This window comes from Chitinophaga filiformis (assembly GCF_021646545.1).
GTDB classification, from domain to species: Bacteria; Bacteroidota; Bacteroidia; order Chitinophagales; family Chitinophagaceae; genus Chitinophaga; species Chitinophaga filiformis_A.
The window spans coordinates 1,200,075-1,216,799 of record NZ_JAKIRP010000001.1; the positions used below are offsets into that span (position 1 = coordinate 1,200,075).

At 43.1% G+C, this 16,725-nt stretch carries 14 protein-coding genes; 13 read left to right on the plus strand and 1 reads right to left on the minus strand.

Annotated features, from left to right (window positions below):
- Window positions 1-602: 602 nt before the first annotated feature.
- The 3 genes from L3C95_RS04975 to L3C95_RS04985 all read left to right on the plus strand — a co-directional run bounded on the left by L3C95_RS04975 (window position 603) and on the right by L3C95_RS04985 (window position 4,401).
- Window positions 603-1,232, plus strand: a complete 630-nt coding sequence (locus L3C95_RS04975) for a DinB family protein (protein WP_236385657.1) — start codon at window positions 603-605, stop codon at window positions 1,230-1,232.
- Between the two features lie 723 nt (window positions 1,233-1,955).
- A complete protein-coding gene (locus L3C95_RS04980) occupies window positions 1,956-3,017 on the plus strand; it encodes an AAA family ATPase (RefSeq protein WP_236385658.1) in 1,062 nt (353 codons plus the stop codon).
- A gap of 184 nt (window positions 3,018-3,201) precedes the next feature.
- Window positions 3,202-4,401, plus strand: coding sequence for a sterol desaturase family protein (locus L3C95_RS04985; RefSeq protein WP_236385659.1), 1,200 nt, complete (start codon window positions 3,202-3,204; stop codon window positions 4,399-4,401).
- Here the strand turns inward: L3C95_RS04985 and L3C95_RS04990 are convergent.
- Entirely contained in the window at window positions 4,398-4,886 is a 489-nt protein-coding gene (locus L3C95_RS04990) for an RNA polymerase sigma factor (protein WP_236385660.1), read from the minus strand. The genes L3C95_RS04985 and L3C95_RS04990 overlap by 4 nt on opposite strands.
- Before the next feature lie 404 nt (window positions 4,887-5,290).
- Between L3C95_RS04990 and glf the strand changes: the two genes are divergently transcribed.
- The 10 genes from glf (at window position 5,291) to L3C95_RS05040 (ending at window position 16,722) form a co-directional block, all read left to right on the plus strand.
- Window positions 5,291-6,403 (plus strand): UDP-galactopyranose mutase, encoded by a 1,113-nt coding sequence (gene glf, locus L3C95_RS04995; RefSeq protein WP_236385662.1) that lies wholly within the window; start codon window positions 5,291-5,293, stop codon window positions 6,401-6,403.
- Window positions 6,404-6,416: 13 nt separating this feature from the next.
- Window positions 6,417-7,415: a hypothetical protein gene (locus L3C95_RS05000; RefSeq protein ID WP_236385663.1), complete on the plus strand. Its 999-nt coding sequence runs from the start codon at window positions 6,417-6,419 to the stop codon at window positions 7,413-7,415.
- 370 nt (window positions 7,416-7,785) lie between these two features.
- Window positions 7,786-10,284: an SLBB domain-containing protein gene (locus L3C95_RS05005; protein WP_236385664.1), complete on the plus strand. Its 2,499-nt coding sequence runs from the start codon at window positions 7,786-7,788 to the stop codon at window positions 10,282-10,284.
- Between the two features lie 49 nt (window positions 10,285-10,333).
- Window positions 10,334-11,419, plus strand: coding sequence for a lipopolysaccharide biosynthesis protein (locus L3C95_RS05010; protein ID WP_236385665.1), 1,086 nt, complete (start codon window positions 10,334-10,336; stop codon window positions 11,417-11,419).
- Between the two features lie 22 nt (window positions 11,420-11,441).
- Entirely contained in the window at window positions 11,442-12,458 is a 1,017-nt protein-coding gene (gene pseB, locus L3C95_RS05015; protein WP_236385666.1) for a UDP-N-acetylglucosamine 4,6-dehydratase (inverting), read from the plus strand.
- 3 nt (window positions 12,459-12,461) lie between these two features.
- On the plus strand, window positions 12,462-13,370 hold the full coding sequence (locus L3C95_RS05020; protein ID WP_262915817.1) for an SDR family oxidoreductase: 909 nt from the start codon (window positions 12,462-12,464) through the stop codon (window positions 13,368-13,370).
- Window positions 13,354-14,424: an N-acetylneuraminate synthase family protein gene (locus L3C95_RS05025; RefSeq protein ID WP_236385667.1), complete on the plus strand. Its 1,071-nt coding sequence runs from the start codon at window positions 13,354-13,356 to the stop codon at window positions 14,422-14,424. Before L3C95_RS05020 ends, L3C95_RS05025 begins: the two co-directional genes overlap by 17 nt.
- Window positions 14,425-14,427: 3 nt before the next feature.
- Complete coding sequence (locus L3C95_RS05030; RefSeq protein ID WP_236385670.1) at window positions 14,428-14,967, plus strand: GNAT family N-acetyltransferase; 540 nt, start codon at window positions 14,428-14,430, stop codon at window positions 14,965-14,967.
- The gene (gene pseF / locus L3C95_RS05035; RefSeq protein WP_236385671.1) at window positions 14,951-15,655 is read left to right on the plus strand and encodes a pseudaminic acid cytidylyltransferase; all 705 of its coding nucleotides are present in this window, start codon (window positions 14,951-14,953) and stop codon (window positions 15,653-15,655) included. The genes L3C95_RS05030 and pseF overlap by 17 nt, the downstream gene beginning before the upstream one ends.
- 98 nt (window positions 15,656-15,753) lie before the next feature.
- Window positions 15,754-16,722: a hypothetical protein gene (locus L3C95_RS05040; RefSeq protein WP_236385673.1), complete on the plus strand. Its 969-nt coding sequence runs from the start codon at window positions 15,754-15,756 to the stop codon at window positions 16,720-16,722.
- Window positions 16,723-16,725: the final 3 nt, after the last annotated feature.

Sequence of the window (16,725 nt, forward strand, 5' to 3'; positions counted from 1 at the left end):
ATTTTTAGTGGGAAACGCCGGGGATATAACTTTCCAGCAACCAGGAACATGCTGATTTAGAGGTATACCTGCCTGTTAACAAAAAATTGATGTGGATATAGAAAAAGTTTATTAACTAAAATGCGGAAATAAAAAAAATAAAAAATACCTTTGTGTTAGCAATAAAAAAAATGAAACGCAATCCAGAATATACTATTTCGGCGATGTCCTGTAAGCAAAAGCAGGCCAGAAGTAGGTTGCGGGTATGTTGCACCAATTGTTAACGAATTTCAAGTTATCAAATGATATAACAAAGGTCCCGCAGAAATTGCGGGACCTTTTGCTTTAGAAGAATCTAAACGATGATTGAGCAAGACAACTGTGGGATAACTGTAAGGTATATATATCGTCCGGTAAAGCCGGCGGTGATTGTACGAAAGGATGGCTTCGCCTTAAGGAAGCCTAATGGGTATGGTATGTAGCCAACATAGAACTTATGTATATGCTACCCGGCCCATTTGATGGAGCCGGGTTTTTTTATAAATATTCAATAAATACTGTTATGTGCCAGAGCCGTACAGAAAGTGGAGCTGGTCAGGTGCATAACCCCAAACCGATAGATCATGAGAAACGTAATTCAATCAGTAAGAGAGGCTTTGCTTACCAACTTCAGGGAGTTAGACACCTGGTTCGAAAAAGATTTCGACCTGCTACACTTTAAACCGGATACTAACCAGTGGAATATCCGGGAAGTGCTGGAGCATATCAGCCTGACCAACTATTTTCTGTTGCTTATTATTAATAAGAGCACCCGCAGAGCGCTGGAACGTAAACGTTCTACGAATGCCGTTATCTTACCGGCCGACTACCAGGACAAGTTCGATAAGATCGACGTGATAGGCAGCCGTTCATTCGGCTGGATCAGGCCTGAACACCTGGAACCAAGTGGCCTGCAGGATATGAGGGATGTGAGAGTGTTGCTCAAACAACAGTTTGCACAGTGTATGTATAATCTTAGTTTGCTGAAGAATGGCGAAGGAATGCTGGTATTAACCAACATGTCTGTGAACCATTTAGGTAAACTGGATATCTATCAATATATCTATTTCCTTACTAAACACATTGAGCGGCATATCCGCCAGATGCAACGTTTGGCTAAGCAATATGAAGGAGCAGCAGCGGAAGATGATGCGGTTATAAATAATACGGTGAGTGCTCCTGATGAAGAAGCAGAAAGCATGTTATTGATATAATAGGTCGACCTCTCATCGTCTGTTGTTTTGTGGCACCCTTCTTAGTAAAGTAAATGCCGGTGGCTGAATGCCGCCGGTATTTTTATGAAGCGGACCGAAATAGTGTTGAAAAACTTTAAATAAAAAAGTGCAAAAAAATTGTTAAAGTTCCAATAATCGATATATATTTGCACTATCATTAACGAATAAACTATTTAACAACATGCTCAATACACAAATTCACATGAACACAACGCCAGCATCCTTTGAGAAGGGTGGTCGCAGCGGGTTCCGGGCATGTTATAAGTTTAAATGAGAACAACTTATTAGCATATATAAGCCCCGGGACTAAGGCCCCGGGGCTTTTTCTTTTCAGCTAAACTGAATGAAAGGCAAACGGATAAAAAGACATATTGACCAGGGCCAGTCTGCAGATTGGAGCATAGTGCTGATGATATCAGGACTAATCAGACCAGGTATGCGATGATGTAGTATATACGTCGACGTTATTGACCCGGTCTGTGTAAACTGACCGGGTTTTTTTATGATATTTTGGATTGAGTAGGTACAATTAGTTAACGTAAAGCGGGGTATTCTTACCCCGCTTAAATTGAACCTGTCAGTCTTCAACATATTGTTTTCGTCTTAATTTGCATTAACCCCACGTTGTCATAGCCGGACGCCAGGGAGCGCGTTCCGGTATATGATAACCAACATGTACATTTGCATACCTATTTAAAAAGCATGGACAATACTATACAGAAGCGCATGATTGGTGGAGATAATATTTTTGATAACGGATTGATGGAGGGCAGGGCCTTATATCTGTATTATTTTAATGCCTTACCTAACGTCAGCTTTATTTATTCATTGAATGGAGAAAAGTCGCTGGAGGCTTTCAGAAAGGCGTTCGCAGACCGTATTGTAAAAGCATATCTCAGGGAGGAGATCGGTGATAAAGACAAAGAATATAAACATGATCTTGCACTGATAGTTCTTAATAATGAAAGTGTGGTCGAATTTGGTGATGATTACTGTGAGATACTGCACAACGGAACATCTCCTGAATTTGTCACCGAAGTGACAACACTGGTACGTAAATATCGTACCCGCGAAAAGCGCAAGAAATATGAGATCAATCTCATTACAACCGGAGAACGGGGCCTGAAGCTGAAAGCTATGGAGTTTAAGAAGACGAAGCTCGATCTTTCTTTATTTTATGAGGATGATTTTCTGGAAATCGATCAGCTGATCTACAAAAGGCTGAACACCAATGATGATAAGGGTATCGTGCTGCTGCACGGATTGCCGGGCACTGGTAAGACCACCTACCTGCGTTACCTGATCGGAAGGTTAAAGAAACGTGTTATGTTCCTGTCACCCTCCGTGGCAAGGAATATTATGTCGCCGGATTTTATAGACCTGTTGATCAGCAATCCCAATACGATCCTGATCATAGAAGATGCCGAGAACATCATCATGGACAGGAAAACCACGGGCAATTCATCAGTGTCGAATCTCTTAAACCTGTCTGACGGTCTGCTGGCCGACTGTATAAACGTACAGATAGTATGTACTTTTAACAGCGATCTTTCCCAGGTAGACAGTGCATTGATGCGGAAAGGCAGGTTGATCGCCAAATATGAATTTGGTAAACTGTCTGTTCCTAAAGCACAGCAACTGTCTGGCAAACACGGGTTTAATACAGTAGTAACCCGCCCAATGACCATTGCAGAGGTCATGAACCAAAACGAACCTTCCTTTGAAAGAAAGGAGATAACAATCGGCTTCCGCGCACAATTCTAATACCTGAGACCAATTGCAGACGTGTGATTAATTTTGCACGTTTGTAGTTGGTTTTTTATTGTCTACAAAAATGATGGACTAATATGTGAGAAAAATTGTAATATTGTTTTGATTTCGCTCCATTGGCCACCAAGCAATAGAGTTTACCCGTAATTCGAAACTATATCACGTGCATTTAAATCACATGGCTTGGGCCGTCCCGCTATTCCTTGGACTGATGGGAATAGAATACCTGGTGGCGCGGAAAACAGGGAAAAACTATTTCGGCTTCAGTAGTTCGGTCAGCAACATTAACATAGGTATTGCAGAAAGACTGCTGGATACCTTTACCGTAGGTGTTTTCTATTTCATCTATGATTACCTGCATCAGCATTTCGGCGTATTTAACATCAGGTCCAGCGTCGTACTTTGGATAGCCCTGCTTATTCTTACAGATTTTATCTGGTACTGGTATCATCGTCTGGCGCACGAAGTGAACCTGCTTTGGGCTGCTCATGTGGTCCATCATCAGAGTGAGGACTTCAATTACACCGTATCGGCGCGCATTACCGTATTCCAGGCCTTTTTCAGAATGTGCTTCTGGTCTGTATTGCCTGTGATCGGTTTCCCGGCAGCGATGATCATCAGCGTGCAGCTGGTGCATGGCATATATCCGTTCTTTATCCATACCAGGACTATCGGTAAGCTGGGCATACTTGAATACATTTTTGTAACGCCTTCACATCACAGGGTGCATCACGCGTCTAATGAGAAGTACCTGGACAAGAATTACGGAGATGTCTTTATTATATGGGACAAGCTGTTCGGCACATTTGCCGTGGAAGAAGAAGAACCGGAGTATGGCCTTACAAAGCCGTTGGACAGCCATAGCTTTCTATGGCAGCATTTTCATTTCATTCTCGAGATATTCTATACTTTAAAACAGGCCAAAGGCTTCAGGGCCCGATGGAAAATAGTGTTCGGAAAGCCGGACCATATAGACCCGGCTATCCGTCCGAAGCTGGAAGAGCGGTTCCTGTTCCGAAATACCGCTGTGGGGGCTTCAAGGAAGCTACAGCAATACGTGATCTGGCAGGTGGGTGGCATCCTGCTGTTGTTATTCCTCTTCCTGTTATTTGAAGATTATGTACCTGTGTTTGCGCAGGTATGCATTACCCTGGTCATTTTACTGACATTGGTGAACAGTGGCGCTATCATGGAACAGCGGCGCTGGGTGTTCTATCTGGAATATGCCAGGCTGCTGATCACTTTTACGGCGCTGTTCTATATATGGCCACATCCCTTATTGCTATTGGTTTTCGCCATAGTACAACTCCCATTCTACCTGTACCGCTCTACTATCGAAAAACGGTATCTGCAGCTGGTGTATGGAGGGAACCGTTAGTGACGGGACATGGTAGTACCCAGCAGCTTGCGGGCAAGGTGTATCCTGCTTTTAACAGTGCCCATGGGTTCATGCAGCATTTCCGCGATCTCATGATATTTGAAACCGTCGCAATACAACAGCAGCGGTTTCTTGAAAGATAAAGGGAGCTTGTACAGGCTTCCCTTTATTTCTTTAGTACGGATCATATTTTCTGCGTTTACATCAGCCAGGGTGTTATTGGTGATGTTTGGAGTCAGCTCTACGGAGCTGGAATATTTGGCAGATCTCCGGTAGTCGTTGATGAAGAGATTACGCATGATGGTATATAACCAGGCTCTGATGTTACTCCCTTCCAGATATTTGTCTTTGTTTTTCAGTGCTTTATACAATGTTTCCTGGTAGAGATCTTTGGCTGCCTCAGGGTCTTTGGTTAAAGCCATTGCTACTGGCTTGAGGAATTCAGCGTTTTCTAATAATTGTGCATGGAATGTGTGGAAGCTCATGGCCTTGGGGATGTTAGTTGTAGATTTTGGGATTGATGTATTTCGCTCAGGCGTACGGGCCTGCCTATGTTAAACATACAAACGTAGAAACCTCCGGCACTGGATTGAGCCGGAGGAAAAAAATAGCATATTCAGCGCTTCACAGGTCAATCGGGCTGGTTTTCATGATGTTAATATTTATATGTTATTTTTAATAGCTTTGCAGCCGGATATTTAAGACTGTAGTTCATTAGCACCGTCAGATGATAATTTTTTTCAACCAGGCCTATACCAACGAGACTTAACGCAGTTTAATAATATTCAAAGTGAGATGTTACGCTGTATGACAGCCATTACACACTAAATGTCCATCGAAATAGATAGTCCCGCTGTACGTTGCAGTAGCTGGACACAAAACTGAATGAATGACTGAATTTGATGTTTTAATTGTGGGGAGTGGATTGTTCGGGTCGGTATTTGCGCACGAGTGCAGGAAGGCCGGGAAAAAGGTGCTTGTGATAGACCGGCGTCTGCATAGTGGCGGCAACGTTTATTGTGAGGATGTCAATGGCATCAATGTACATAAGTATGGCGCTCATATCTTCCATACCAACGATAAGCCTATCTGGGACTATGTCAATTCCTTCGTTGAGTTCAATAACTATGTGAATTCGCCGCTGGCGGTATATAAGGACGAGTTGTACAACCTGCCCTTCAACATGAACACCTTCCACCAGCTGTGGAAAGTGAAAACCCCGCAGGAGGCAAAGGCTATCATTGACAGGCAGGTGGCCGACCTGAATATCAGGGAGCCGCAGAACCTGGAAGAGCAGGCGCTTTCTCTTGTGGGTGGGGACATCTACGAGAAACTGATCAAAGGATATACAGAGAAACAGTGGGGCCGGAAGGCCAGTGAATTGCCGGCGTTCATCATAAAACGTCTGCCGTTACGGTTCACTTACAACAATAACTACTTTAATGACAAGTACCAGGGCATTCCTATAGGCGGCTATAATAAGCTGACGGAAGGGCTGCTGGAGGGGATAGAAGTACGACTGGGTATAGATTTCTTCTCAGCAAGAGAGGAACTATCGTCACTGGCAGAAACGGTAGTGTTCACAGGTCAGCTCGACGAGTTCTACAATTACCGGCACGGCATGCTGCAGTACAGGAGCCTGCGTTTTGAACATGAACAACTGGCTGTGGATAATTACCAGGGAAATGCGGTGGTGAACTATACCGAAAGGGAAGTGCCCTATACGAGGATCATTGAGCATAAGCACTTTGAATTTGGCCAGCAGCCTCATACTGTTATCACCAGAGAGTATCCGCAGGAGTGGAGCCGGGGACTGGAACCATATTATCCAATTAACGATGAGACCAACGCCAGGGTCTATAAGCTATACAAGACGCTGGCAGATCAGGAGACTAATGTCATATTTGGAGGTCGTCTGGCAGAATACCGTTATTACGATATGCACCAGGTGGTAGGATCGGCGCTTTACCAGGTAAAGCAATACTTAAAAACATCTAAATAACAGAAAAGGGAAAATGTCTGACAAGATCCACATCCATGAAAATACCAGGATATATATAATGTGCCCTCCGCGGATAGCCTCCGGCGGTCCTGAACTATTGCATCAGCTGGCCTATAAATTGGGGAATAGAGGTTTTGATGTAGCGATGTACTATTATCCGAATAATGTAGAACAGCCCGTTAGTGAGAACTATGTTAAATATAATTGTAAGTATGTGACAGAGATAGAGGACCGGGAAGAGAACCTTGTCATCATTCCTGAGCTGTATTTTTATTTTGCCGACCAGTTCAAAAAGATACGGAAATGTGCCTGGTGGCTGAGTGTCGATAACCTGTTCAAGGCTATAGAGGCACCTAAACATTACCGGATGATCCGCAAGCTGAAAATAAAATGGTTACACCGCGCGGTTACCATCAATGGTAAAGTAAGGGGTAAATTCAATTATCACCTTGCGCAGTCTGAATATGCCGTTGACTTTTTAAGACAATGGAAGATAGATGCGATTTACCTGTCGGACTACCTGAACGCAGATTTCCTGAAAGCATCGCGGGAGGTTGACCTGGCAGCAAAAAAGCCACAGATACTTTACAATCCGCTGAAAGGGTTTCGTTTTACGAGGAAGATCATGGCTGCGTTGCCGGAAGCCAGATGGATACCTCTGCAGAAACTGACGCCAGCCCAGGTCGGCGATCTTTTGAGGGAGTCTATGGTCTACATTGACTTCGGCCATCATCCTGGCAAGGACCGTTTCCCAAGGGAGGCAGCCATTTATAAATGTTGTGTGATAACAGGTAAGAGAGGTTCTGCTGCTTACCATGAAGATGTGCCTCTGCCGGAGCAGTATAAGATTGCGGACAAAAGGAGGAATATTCCTGCAATAGTGAAACTGATTAATTCCTGCCTGACAGACTACAACAGGCATGTCGATAATTTTGCCGCTTACAGAGAGTGGATCTATAAAGAAGAGGAGGCATTCGAAAAAGACATTGCACGGATCTTTGTGAAGTCTTAATATTTTGTAAATGAATGAAATATAACGCCGTGGCACGGTTTCTGAATAACTGAAGGGGTCCTTTGAAGAGGGATCCCTTTTTCTATTGATATCAGCCTATTGTAACTGTTAAAGCGGAAGTTCGTTACATATATATGTAAACGATTGATAATTGTTGATGATTGACTATAAGGTATTAACAGGCACATTGCCAATTTTAGCGCCTTGTTACCCTTCATATGATAATTATTTAATTGGTTTCCACTATGTTAATATTTATATGTTATTTTTAATAGATTTGCACCTGATTTTTTCCGAAGAGGAAATTCTTGATAATAGAGGGGAATAGGTTGATAGTATATAATCCGAATATTTGTTATCCGATAAATTCATGTTGAAAAAAGTATTACTGCTGCAACTGTTACTGATGGTTTTGGGTTATTGTGTTCGTGCGCAGTCAGTTATCTCGCAGTCGCAAATTAGCCAGATAAAGGTCGATAATCTTTCAGATGATCAGATCAGACAACTGGTGGCGCAGATGAAGCAAAATAATATCAGTTTTTCCCAGATAGACGACTATGCTGCTCAGAGAGGTGTTCCTGATGCTGAGGTGGCGAAACTGAAGGCACGAATCACGCAGTTGAACCTTGATAAGGAGCTTTCTGGTGCAAAAAGTGGTAATAATGATTTTTTCAGTCAGGACACATCTGGCAGGCGATATACTGACCAGTCGGACACTATTTACTATTGGCGTGAAAGGTACAAACAGATCAAGGATAAGGAAGACTTTGAGAAAGAACAGCGCCGCAGGAAGATATTTGGTACGGAACTATTTACTAATCAAAATCTTACATTCGAGCCTAACTTACGTATGGCCACCCCGCCGAATTACAGGATTGCGACCGACGATGAACTGGTCATAGATGTTTATGGCTACTCAGAAGTGCAGCATACGTTAAAAGTAACTCCTGAAGGATATGTAAGAATTCCTTATCTGGGACCGGTTTATGTGAATGGCCTTACGATGGAAGAAGCAAGAACACGCATCACCAGGCAGCTGAGTACTATATATTCCGGTATCAGAAGTGGTAATACATCCGTTCAGGTATCGCTGGGAAATATTCGCAGTATCAAGGTGACACTTATCGGAGAGATTACCCGTCCAGGCACTTACACATTACCGTCACTGGCAACCGTGGCGAATGCTTTGTATGTATCCGGTGGACCTAATGAAAATGGTTCCTTTAGAAATATAGATGTGATCCGTAACGGGAAAGCAATTGCTTCCTTTGATCTATATGATTTCCTCCTGCATGGAGATCTTACGAACAATGTGGTATTACAGGATCAGGACATCGTGAAGGTGAGTCCTTATAAGATGAGGGTAGAGCTTTCCGGAGAGATCAAACGTCCGGCTATTTTTGAAACAAAGGAAAACGAAACACTGCAGCAGGTTATTGACTTTGCCGGTGGATATACTGATAATTCGTTCCGGGATGTGATCCGTGCATTACGTGTAACCAGTAAGGCGAGGGAGTTTGTGAACATACCGGCAGATTCAGTAGCGCTTTTCCGTTTGAAATCGGGCGACAGGTTCTATGTTGATTCCGTTGTAAACCGCTATACCAACCGTGTGACTATTTCCGGGGCAGTGTTCCATCCGGGTGAATATGCGCTGGAAGATAAAATGACAGTGGGAGACCTCATCAAACGGGCTGACGGGATCCAGGAAGTAGCGGCTACCTCCCGTGGAGTGATACGCAGATTACAGGAAGATTTTACACCGGCCTTTATCAACTTTAATGTACTGGATGCAATAGCGGGAAGGAATAACCTGCTGTTGCAACGGGAAGATAGTGTGGTGATATTTTCCAAGCTGGCGATCAGGGAACCATACATGGTAAAGATTGAAGGAGAGGTTAATCAGCCGGGGTATTTCAGCTATGGCGACAGTATGCAACTGGAAGACCTGATTCTGATGGCGGGTGGACTAAAGGATGCAGCGAGTCTGAAGCACGTGGAAATATCCCGCCGTGTCCGCACCGCGGGTACTTACGATTCTACAGATATCAGAATGGCTATCACCGAACAGTTTGATATCAATGCAGACCTGTCTGGCAGTCAGGCAGCATTTTATGTGTTGCAGCCATTTGATGAAGTGATGGTGCGCAGGTCGCCTTCTTATAGTCAGCAGGCCAATGTACTGCTGGACGGAGAAGTTGTTTATCCGGGTCTTTACGCTATCAATACCAAGAAAGAACGTATATCCGACGTCATCAAAAGGGCGGGCGGTTTGCGTCCGGAGGCTTCTGCTGAAGGGGCGCTTTTACTGCGTAGAACTTTCACCAATGAACAGGACAGTACCTTCCTGCTGAGCAAGCTGGAGGTATTCAATAATAAGGTAAAAGACAGCATCGATGTAGCCAGAACCCGTGCAACGGTAGAACGTAATCAGCAATTGCTGGGTATTCAGCTGGACGAGATCCTGGAACATCCAGGTTCCAAATACGACCTGTATCTGGAGGAAGGAGATGTGATCAGGATTCCAAAGAAATTACAGACAGTACAACTATTTGGAGAAGTGTATTTCCCTAAGAAAGTACGGTTTGATAATGGTTTTTCCTTCAGAAGTTATGTACGGGGCGCAGGTGGCTTTACCTCTCAGGCGCTGAAGAGAAGAAGTTATATAGTATATGCAAATGGTGAAGTGAAAAGCACGAGGAAGATGTTATTCTTTAACAGTTATCCGAGAGTAAAACCAGGAGCGGAAATATATGTACCTACCAAACCCGACAGGAAAGGACTGACAGCGGCTGCCACTGTAGGATTGGCCAGTGCATTGGCGTCTTTCGCATTGATAGTGGTAACAATTATCAATTCAACAAAGTAGTGGATCAATGCATCTGATTTGGATCATATATTCTTAACGAATTAATTGTATGGAACAATCAAAACAGGACGCTGTTAATAATAGTGCTGAAATATCTCTGAAAGAGTTGTTGATAAAGTTGGGTGAATGGTGGAGGTTTCTGCTTGGTAAGTGGTTGATCATATGTATATGCGGAATTGTGGGAGCCGGTCTGGGATTGACGCTGGCATTGATTAAAAAGAAGAGCTATGTTGCCGAGCTGACTTTTGTAATGGAAGATAGCAAATCGAGCTCATTAAGCGCATATGCGGGATTAGCCAGTCAGTTTGGAATTGATCTTGGTGCAGGGAGCGGAGACATAGGCGTATTTTCCGGGGAGAATATGCAGGGGTTTCTTAAGACAAGATTAATGGTGGAAAAGACATTACTTTCCCCTGTAATGGTGGGAGGAAAGCAAATAAGTCTGGCGGACCTGTATTTAGACTTCAACAAGTGGCAGAATAACTGGAAAGATAAGCCGATCGCCGGTTTACATTTTCCATATGGGCAGGACCGCAAGAGCTTTACTTTACAGCAGGACAGTGTACTTAATATTATCCAGGAAAATATTGTGAAGTATAATCTTGAAGTGGCAAAGCCGGATAAAGCATTAAGTTTTGTATCCGTAAAGGTGACGTCCGGCGATGAGCTTTTTTCGAAGGTCTTTACAGAGACTTTGGTGAACAAAGCGATCGATTTTTACGTAGATACGAAGACCAAGCGCTCGAAAACCAGTGTTGACAAACTGCAGGCTACTGCCGATTCATTGGAAGTTTTGCTGAACAACAAGTCTTATTCTCTGGCTGTTACACAGGATATGAATATAAATCCGGTGCGGCAGGTATCTAATGTGGGCACGCAAAAGCAGCAGCGGGAGAAACTGATGCTGGAAACCATGTATACAGAAGTGGTTAAAAACCTTGAGATAAGTAAGATGTCAATGGCACAGGAAACACCATTGATACAGATCGTTGATACGCCTATTCTGCCACTGAAGGTAGAAAAGCTGGGCAAACTGAAAGCGCTGCTGATAGGAGGAATTCTGGCAGGCTTTTTATGTCTTGCATGGCTAATTGGGCGGAGGATCTTAAGGGAAGTGATGCAGGCGGAAAACTAATAAGTAAACAATACCCATTTTCATGTTGGACCTAAATAACAAAAGCATTTTTATTACAGGAGGTACTGGATCTTTTGGTAAAGCATTTACTAAGATCGTTCTTGAAAAATGGCCTAATATAAAAAGGCTCGTGATCTTTTCAAGGGATGAGCAGAAACAATTCCAGATGGCACAGGAATATCCTGCTGCGAAGTATCCCATGATTCGCTTCTTTATAGGAGATGTAAGGGATTATGACAGGTTAAAAAGGGCATTGAAGGGTATTGATTATGTGATTCATGCAGCCGCAATGAAACATGTGCCTATTGCTGAATACAATCCTACTGAGTGTATCAAGACCAATATCACAGGTGCTGAAAATCTCATTAACGCTTGTCTTGAGTCTTCCGTTGAAAAGGTAGTCGCGCTTTCAACAGATAAAGCTGCTGCGCCTATTAACCTCTATGGCGCCACCAAACTTGCATCAGACAAACTGTTCATTGCTGCCAACAATATCAGGGGATATAACCCGATTACTTTTTCAGTGGTACGTTATGGCAATGTAATGGGGTCTAACGGATCGGTAATTCCTTTTTTCCTGAACAAGAGAAGGGAGGGCGTACTGCCAATCACTGATACGAATATGACAAGGTTCAACATCTCTTTGAACGACGGGGTGTCGATGGTGTTACATGCATTGGAGACTGCCTGGGGAGGTGAACTTTTTGTACCGAAGATCCCTTCTTACAAGATCACCGATGTAGCTACGGCAATTGGTCCTGATTGCAAACATCAGGTTGTAGGTATCAGACCTGGAGAAAAGATCCATGAGGAAATGATCACTACTTCAGATTCGTTCTCTACTTATGATCTTGGTAAATATTATGCGATCCTTCCGCAGGTGCCTAGATGGTCGCTGGACGAGTTCATTGCAAAATTCAATGCAAAGAAAGTGCCGGATGGATTTAATTATAACTCCGGCCAGAATACTGAGTGGTTATCTGTTGACGAGTTGAGGACATTGGTCCGGGAGCAGATAGACCCGACATTTTCAATTTAATCTATGCCCACTAGAGTTGTAATTACCGGTGCAACCGGTATGCTTGGCCAACACTTATTTAGAGTTTTTTCCGGGAATCCGGAATATGAGGTATATGCGATATCAAGAACTGGTGCTCATATACCGGCAGACAGGCATATTCAGCTGGATATGACTGATACTGTTCAACTTAGAAAAGCAATGCTAGCCCTTAAGCCGGAGATAATAATATATGCTGCGGCTCAGGTGAATGTTGATCTTTGTGAAAAGGATAAGGACTACGCATACGCACTACATGTGACTGCGGCAAAGGTGCTCAGTGAGTTGCCTTTTGTGAAGTCATTTGTATATATTTCTTCAGATGCTGTTTTTGATGGTCAGCGGGGCAACTATGTTGAAAAAGATAGTTGTAACCCGCTGAACTATTATGCGACCACCAAGATGCTGGCGGAGCAGGAACTCATGAAGAGATCGTCGGATGTTTATGTGATAAGGGTCAACATATATGGTTTTCATGCAACATTAGGGACCTCCTTGTTTGAGTGGGCCTGGAGTGCTCTCCAGGAGGGACAGAAAATAACAGGTTTTGATAATGTTTATTTCAATCCATTGTATGTTGGCACGCTGGCCCGGTTGATACTCGAGTTAGTGGAGAAAAAGATAAAGAAGGGAGTGTATCATTTCGGAACATCTGATACCTTGTCCAAGTATGACTTCCTGTTGAGCATAGCTAATGCTTTTAATTTTGACAGATCCCTGTTGCAGAAAACGCCCCTGGATCAATCAAAATTCAAAGCACCAAGACCTTTGAATACTACATTGTGTACAAATAAGATCGTAGCGGCCAGGATAAGAATGCCAGCTTTTGAAGAAGGGATGGCAGAATTGGTGAATGACTTCAAAAAAAATTTTGCAAATGAATACAACTTTTAAGATAGGCAACAGGTGGATAGGGAAGGATCATGTTCCCTATTATATTGCTGACATTGGGGCAAACCATGATGGTAACCTTGACAGGGCATTGCGTCTCATAGAACTGGCGAAGGAAGCAGGTGCAGATGCTGCAAAATTCCAGAACTTCAAAGCTGCTAAGATTGTGAGCAGACACGGGTTTGAAACCCTGGGCGGCCAGTTATCCCACCAGGCCAACTGGAAGAAAAGTGTGTATGAGATCTATGAAGATGCAAGTATCAGCCAGGATTGGACTGCTATTCTGAAAGCAAAATGTGATGAAGTAGGCATCGAATATTTTACCAGCCCTTACGATAAAGATTCAGTTGATCACGTAGATGAGTTTGTGAATGTATATAAGATAGGATCTGGTGATATTACATGGCTGGAGATGATTGAGTACATCGCAAAAAAGGGCAAGCCGGTTTTACTGGCCAGTGGTGCGGCAGATATGAAAGATGTGGAACGGGCAATGGATGTTCTGTTGTCTGTTACAGATAAGGTTTGCCTGATGCAATGTAATACCAACTATACTGTTGATCCTGACAAGTATAAATTTGTTAATCTGAACGTACTGAACACTTTCAGGGACAAATATCCTGACGTTGTATTGGGATTATCTGACCATACTACAGGGCATGCCACGGTAGCAGGCGCTATAGCGCTGGGTGCGAGAATGATAGAAAAACATTTTACAGACGACAATGGTCGTGAAGGTCCTGATCACAAATTTGCTATGAACCCGCAATCGTGGGCCGAAATGGTGAAAGTGGGGAATGAGATCTTTTATGCGATGGGTGATGGTGTGAAAAGAATTGAGGAAAACGAAAAGCAATCCATTATTGTACAGCAGAGAAGTCTGCGCGCAGTAAGAGACATTCCTGCCGGAACAGTGCTTTCAAATGAAGATCTTGAGTCCCTCAGGCCAATGCCGGCGGACGCGTTACCTCCGTACAGACTTCCGGAACTGATCGGTAAGAAGCTGGCTAAAGGTATTATCAAGGGAGAACACATCACTTTAGACCATATAAAATAAACGATGATAAAAGGTAACCTGGTAGGTTTAAGGGCGCTTGAGAAACAGGACCTGAGCCTGTTAAGAGACTGGCGTAATCTGCCGCATTTCAGAAGGAACTTCAGAGAGTTCAGGGAGCTGGGAATGGCTAATCAGGAAATGTGGTTTAATAAGGTGGTAAGCAGCAGTAATGACTTCATGTTCCTTATTGAAAGACTATCCGATGGCATGCCACTGGGCGCATGCGGTTTGTTATACACGAACTGGATTATCCGCTCAGCAGACTTTTCTTTTTACATAGGATATAATGAAACCTATATCGATAATGAAGGCTACGCACTGGATGCGGCATCCCTATTAATTGACTACGGGTTTAAAAGCCTTAACCTGAACAAGATCTGGATGGAGTTGTACGAGTTTGACAAAGCGAAGATTGATTTTTTCACCAATCAATTCTCCTTCAAACAGGATGGCAAACTCAGACAGAACTGTTTTGAGGATGGTAAATATCATGACTCATTAATAATATCTCTGTTAAGTAGTGAGTATGCAGGAAGGAAATAAACTGGTCGCAATTATCACAGCCAGAGGAGGCAGTAAACGGATACCCAGAAAGAACATCCTGCCATTTCTGGGTAGGCCGATTATCAGCTATTCTATTCACGCTGCACTCGAATCGAAGTTGTTTACCGAGGTAATGGTCTCGACTGACGATGAAGAGATCGCCCGGATCGCAGAGGCAGAAGGAGCAGTAGTTCCTTTTTTTAGAAGTAAGGAAAATGCAGACGATTTTTCAGGAACAGCAGATGTAATCGCTGAAGTGATAAATCGTTATAAGGAACGGGGAATGACGTTTGAAACCGGATGCTGCATATATCCCACAGCACCCTTTGTCAATCCCGCGATTTTAAAAGAAGGTTACCAGAAATTAGTGGATGGGAAATTTGATGTAGTATTTCCCATGGTAAAGTATAGTTATCCCATTCAACGTTCCATACATAAAGTGGAAAACGGAAAGGTAGCTATGTTGTGGCCCGAAAATTACCATAAGCGTTCCCAGGACCTGGAGCCGGTATACCATGATGCCGGCCAGTTTTATTGGTTCAGAAGCGATTACATTGTCGCGTACAAAAAATTGTTTGGAGATAACGTAGCCGGTTTAGAGGTAGCGGAAAAGAGCGTACAGGATATCGATACGTTATCGGACTGGGAATTGGCAGAAATAAAATATCAATTATTAAATAGAAAATAATTCTAAGAAGTTAGAAGAAAGTAATACTATCACTAGTTTTAGAGTTTATATAAACTATATCTATGCCTCTGAGTCGTATGCACCTGCTAGCAGTTATGATGTTAGCAATACTGGGTTGCAGCAAAGAAAAAAAGACCAGCAATATACTTTCGTATAAAAAGATCTGGTCAAACAGCGCTTATTGCGCATTTACTGACCTTACCAGATATGAAAACAAGTGGTTCTGTGTTTTCAGGGAAGGAAAGGGACATGTAGGAGATGAAGGAAGAATTAGAGTAATAACTTCAGATGACGGCGTGGAATGGGTAAGTGATACATTAATCAGAGCGGCAGGTTCAGACCTGCGGGACCCTAAGCTCATTATCGGCTTTGATCATAAGTTATATATCACTGTAGGTGCAGTAAGGCCGGGTAATGTAATAAACGTGGTTTATGCGTATAATGATACCACAAGACAATGGAAGGGGCCAATTAATATGGACGTGGCTAAAGATTGGCTATGGAGGGTACACAAAAGAGATAACGCTGAAATGTATACAATGGCATATGGCGTCGCCAGCAGACAGCCGATGCAAAGTAGTCTCTCTTTGTATAGTAGTACTCCTGACATCTTTCCGAAATTCAGGCTTTTGAAAAAAGAAGTGGCTACCGATGGATGTCCGACAGAATGTGCAATGTTATTTACGCATACAAGAAAGATGGTGATTGTGGCAAGAAGGGATTGTGATAATAGGAGCAGCTGGTTAGGTCTATCCGATACGCCCTATAATGTAATACAATGGCATGATTTGGGAAAGACAGTAGAATCTCCTAATATCATTGAGGTCAAAAATCGCTTTTACCTGGCTGGAAGAACGTATGATCCACCTTATTTTTGGCCGGTGACTGCGTTGTTTGATCTGGATGTTGAGCATAAAAAACTGACGAAACTGGAAAATCTACCATCAGGTTGGGATACCGGATACCCTGGTATTTATTATAATAGTGGTAAACTATGGATATCCTATTACGCCAAGGACGTTGATGAATCAAGATCGATTTATTTATGTACGTACAAAACAGATTGATAA

What these genes read in the sequence shown, in the direction of transcription:
- L3C95_RS04980 (WP_236385658.1), top strand. Translation starts at nt 1,956, where the DNA reads ATGGACAATACTATACAGAAGCGCATGATTGGTGGAGATAATATTTTT.
- L3C95_RS05005 (WP_236385664.1), top strand. Translation starts at nt 7,786, where the DNA reads ATGTTGAAAAAAGTATTACTGCTGCAACTGTTACTGATGGTTTTGGGT.
- L3C95_RS05010 (WP_236385665.1), top strand. Translation starts at nt 10,334, where the DNA reads ATGGAACAATCAAAACAGGACGCTGTTAATAATAGTGCTGAAATATCT.
- L3C95_RS05030 (WP_236385670.1), top strand. Translation starts at nt 14,428, where the DNA reads ATGATAAAAGGTAACCTGGTAGGTTTAAGGGCGCTTGAGAAACAGGAC.
- L3C95_RS04975 (WP_236385657.1), top strand. Translation starts at nt 603, where the DNA reads ATGAGAAACGTAATTCAATCAGTAAGAGAGGCTTTGCTTACCAACTTC.
- L3C95_RS05025 (WP_236385667.1), top strand. Translation starts at nt 13,354, where the DNA reads ATGAATACAACTTTTAAGATAGGCAACAGGTGGATAGGGAAGGATCAT.
- L3C95_RS04990 (WP_236385660.1), bottom strand. Translation starts at nt 4,886, where the DNA reads ATGAGCTTCCACACATTCCATGCACAATTATTAGAAAACGCTGAATTC.
- L3C95_RS05000 (WP_236385663.1), top strand. Translation starts at nt 6,417, where the DNA reads ATGTCTGACAAGATCCACATCCATGAAAATACCAGGATATATATAATG.
- L3C95_RS05020 (WP_262915817.1), top strand. Translation starts at nt 12,462, where the DNA reads ATGCCCACTAGAGTTGTAATTACCGGTGCAACCGGTATGCTTGGCCAA.
- L3C95_RS04985 (WP_236385659.1), top strand. Translation starts at nt 3,202, where the DNA reads ATGGCTTGGGCCGTCCCGCTATTCCTTGGACTGATGGGAATAGAATAC.
- glf (WP_236385662.1), top strand. Translation starts at nt 5,291, where the DNA reads ATGACTGAATTTGATGTTTTAATTGTGGGGAGTGGATTGTTCGGGTCG.
- pseB (WP_236385666.1), top strand. Translation starts at nt 11,442, where the DNA reads ATGTTGGACCTAAATAACAAAAGCATTTTTATTACAGGAGGTACTGGA.
- L3C95_RS05040 (WP_236385673.1), top strand. Translation starts at nt 15,754, where the DNA reads ATGTTAGCAATACTGGGTTGCAGCAAAGAAAAAAAGACCAGCAATATA.
- pseF (WP_236385671.1), top strand. Translation starts at nt 14,951, where the DNA reads ATGCAGGAAGGAAATAAACTGGTCGCAATTATCACAGCCAGAGGAGGC.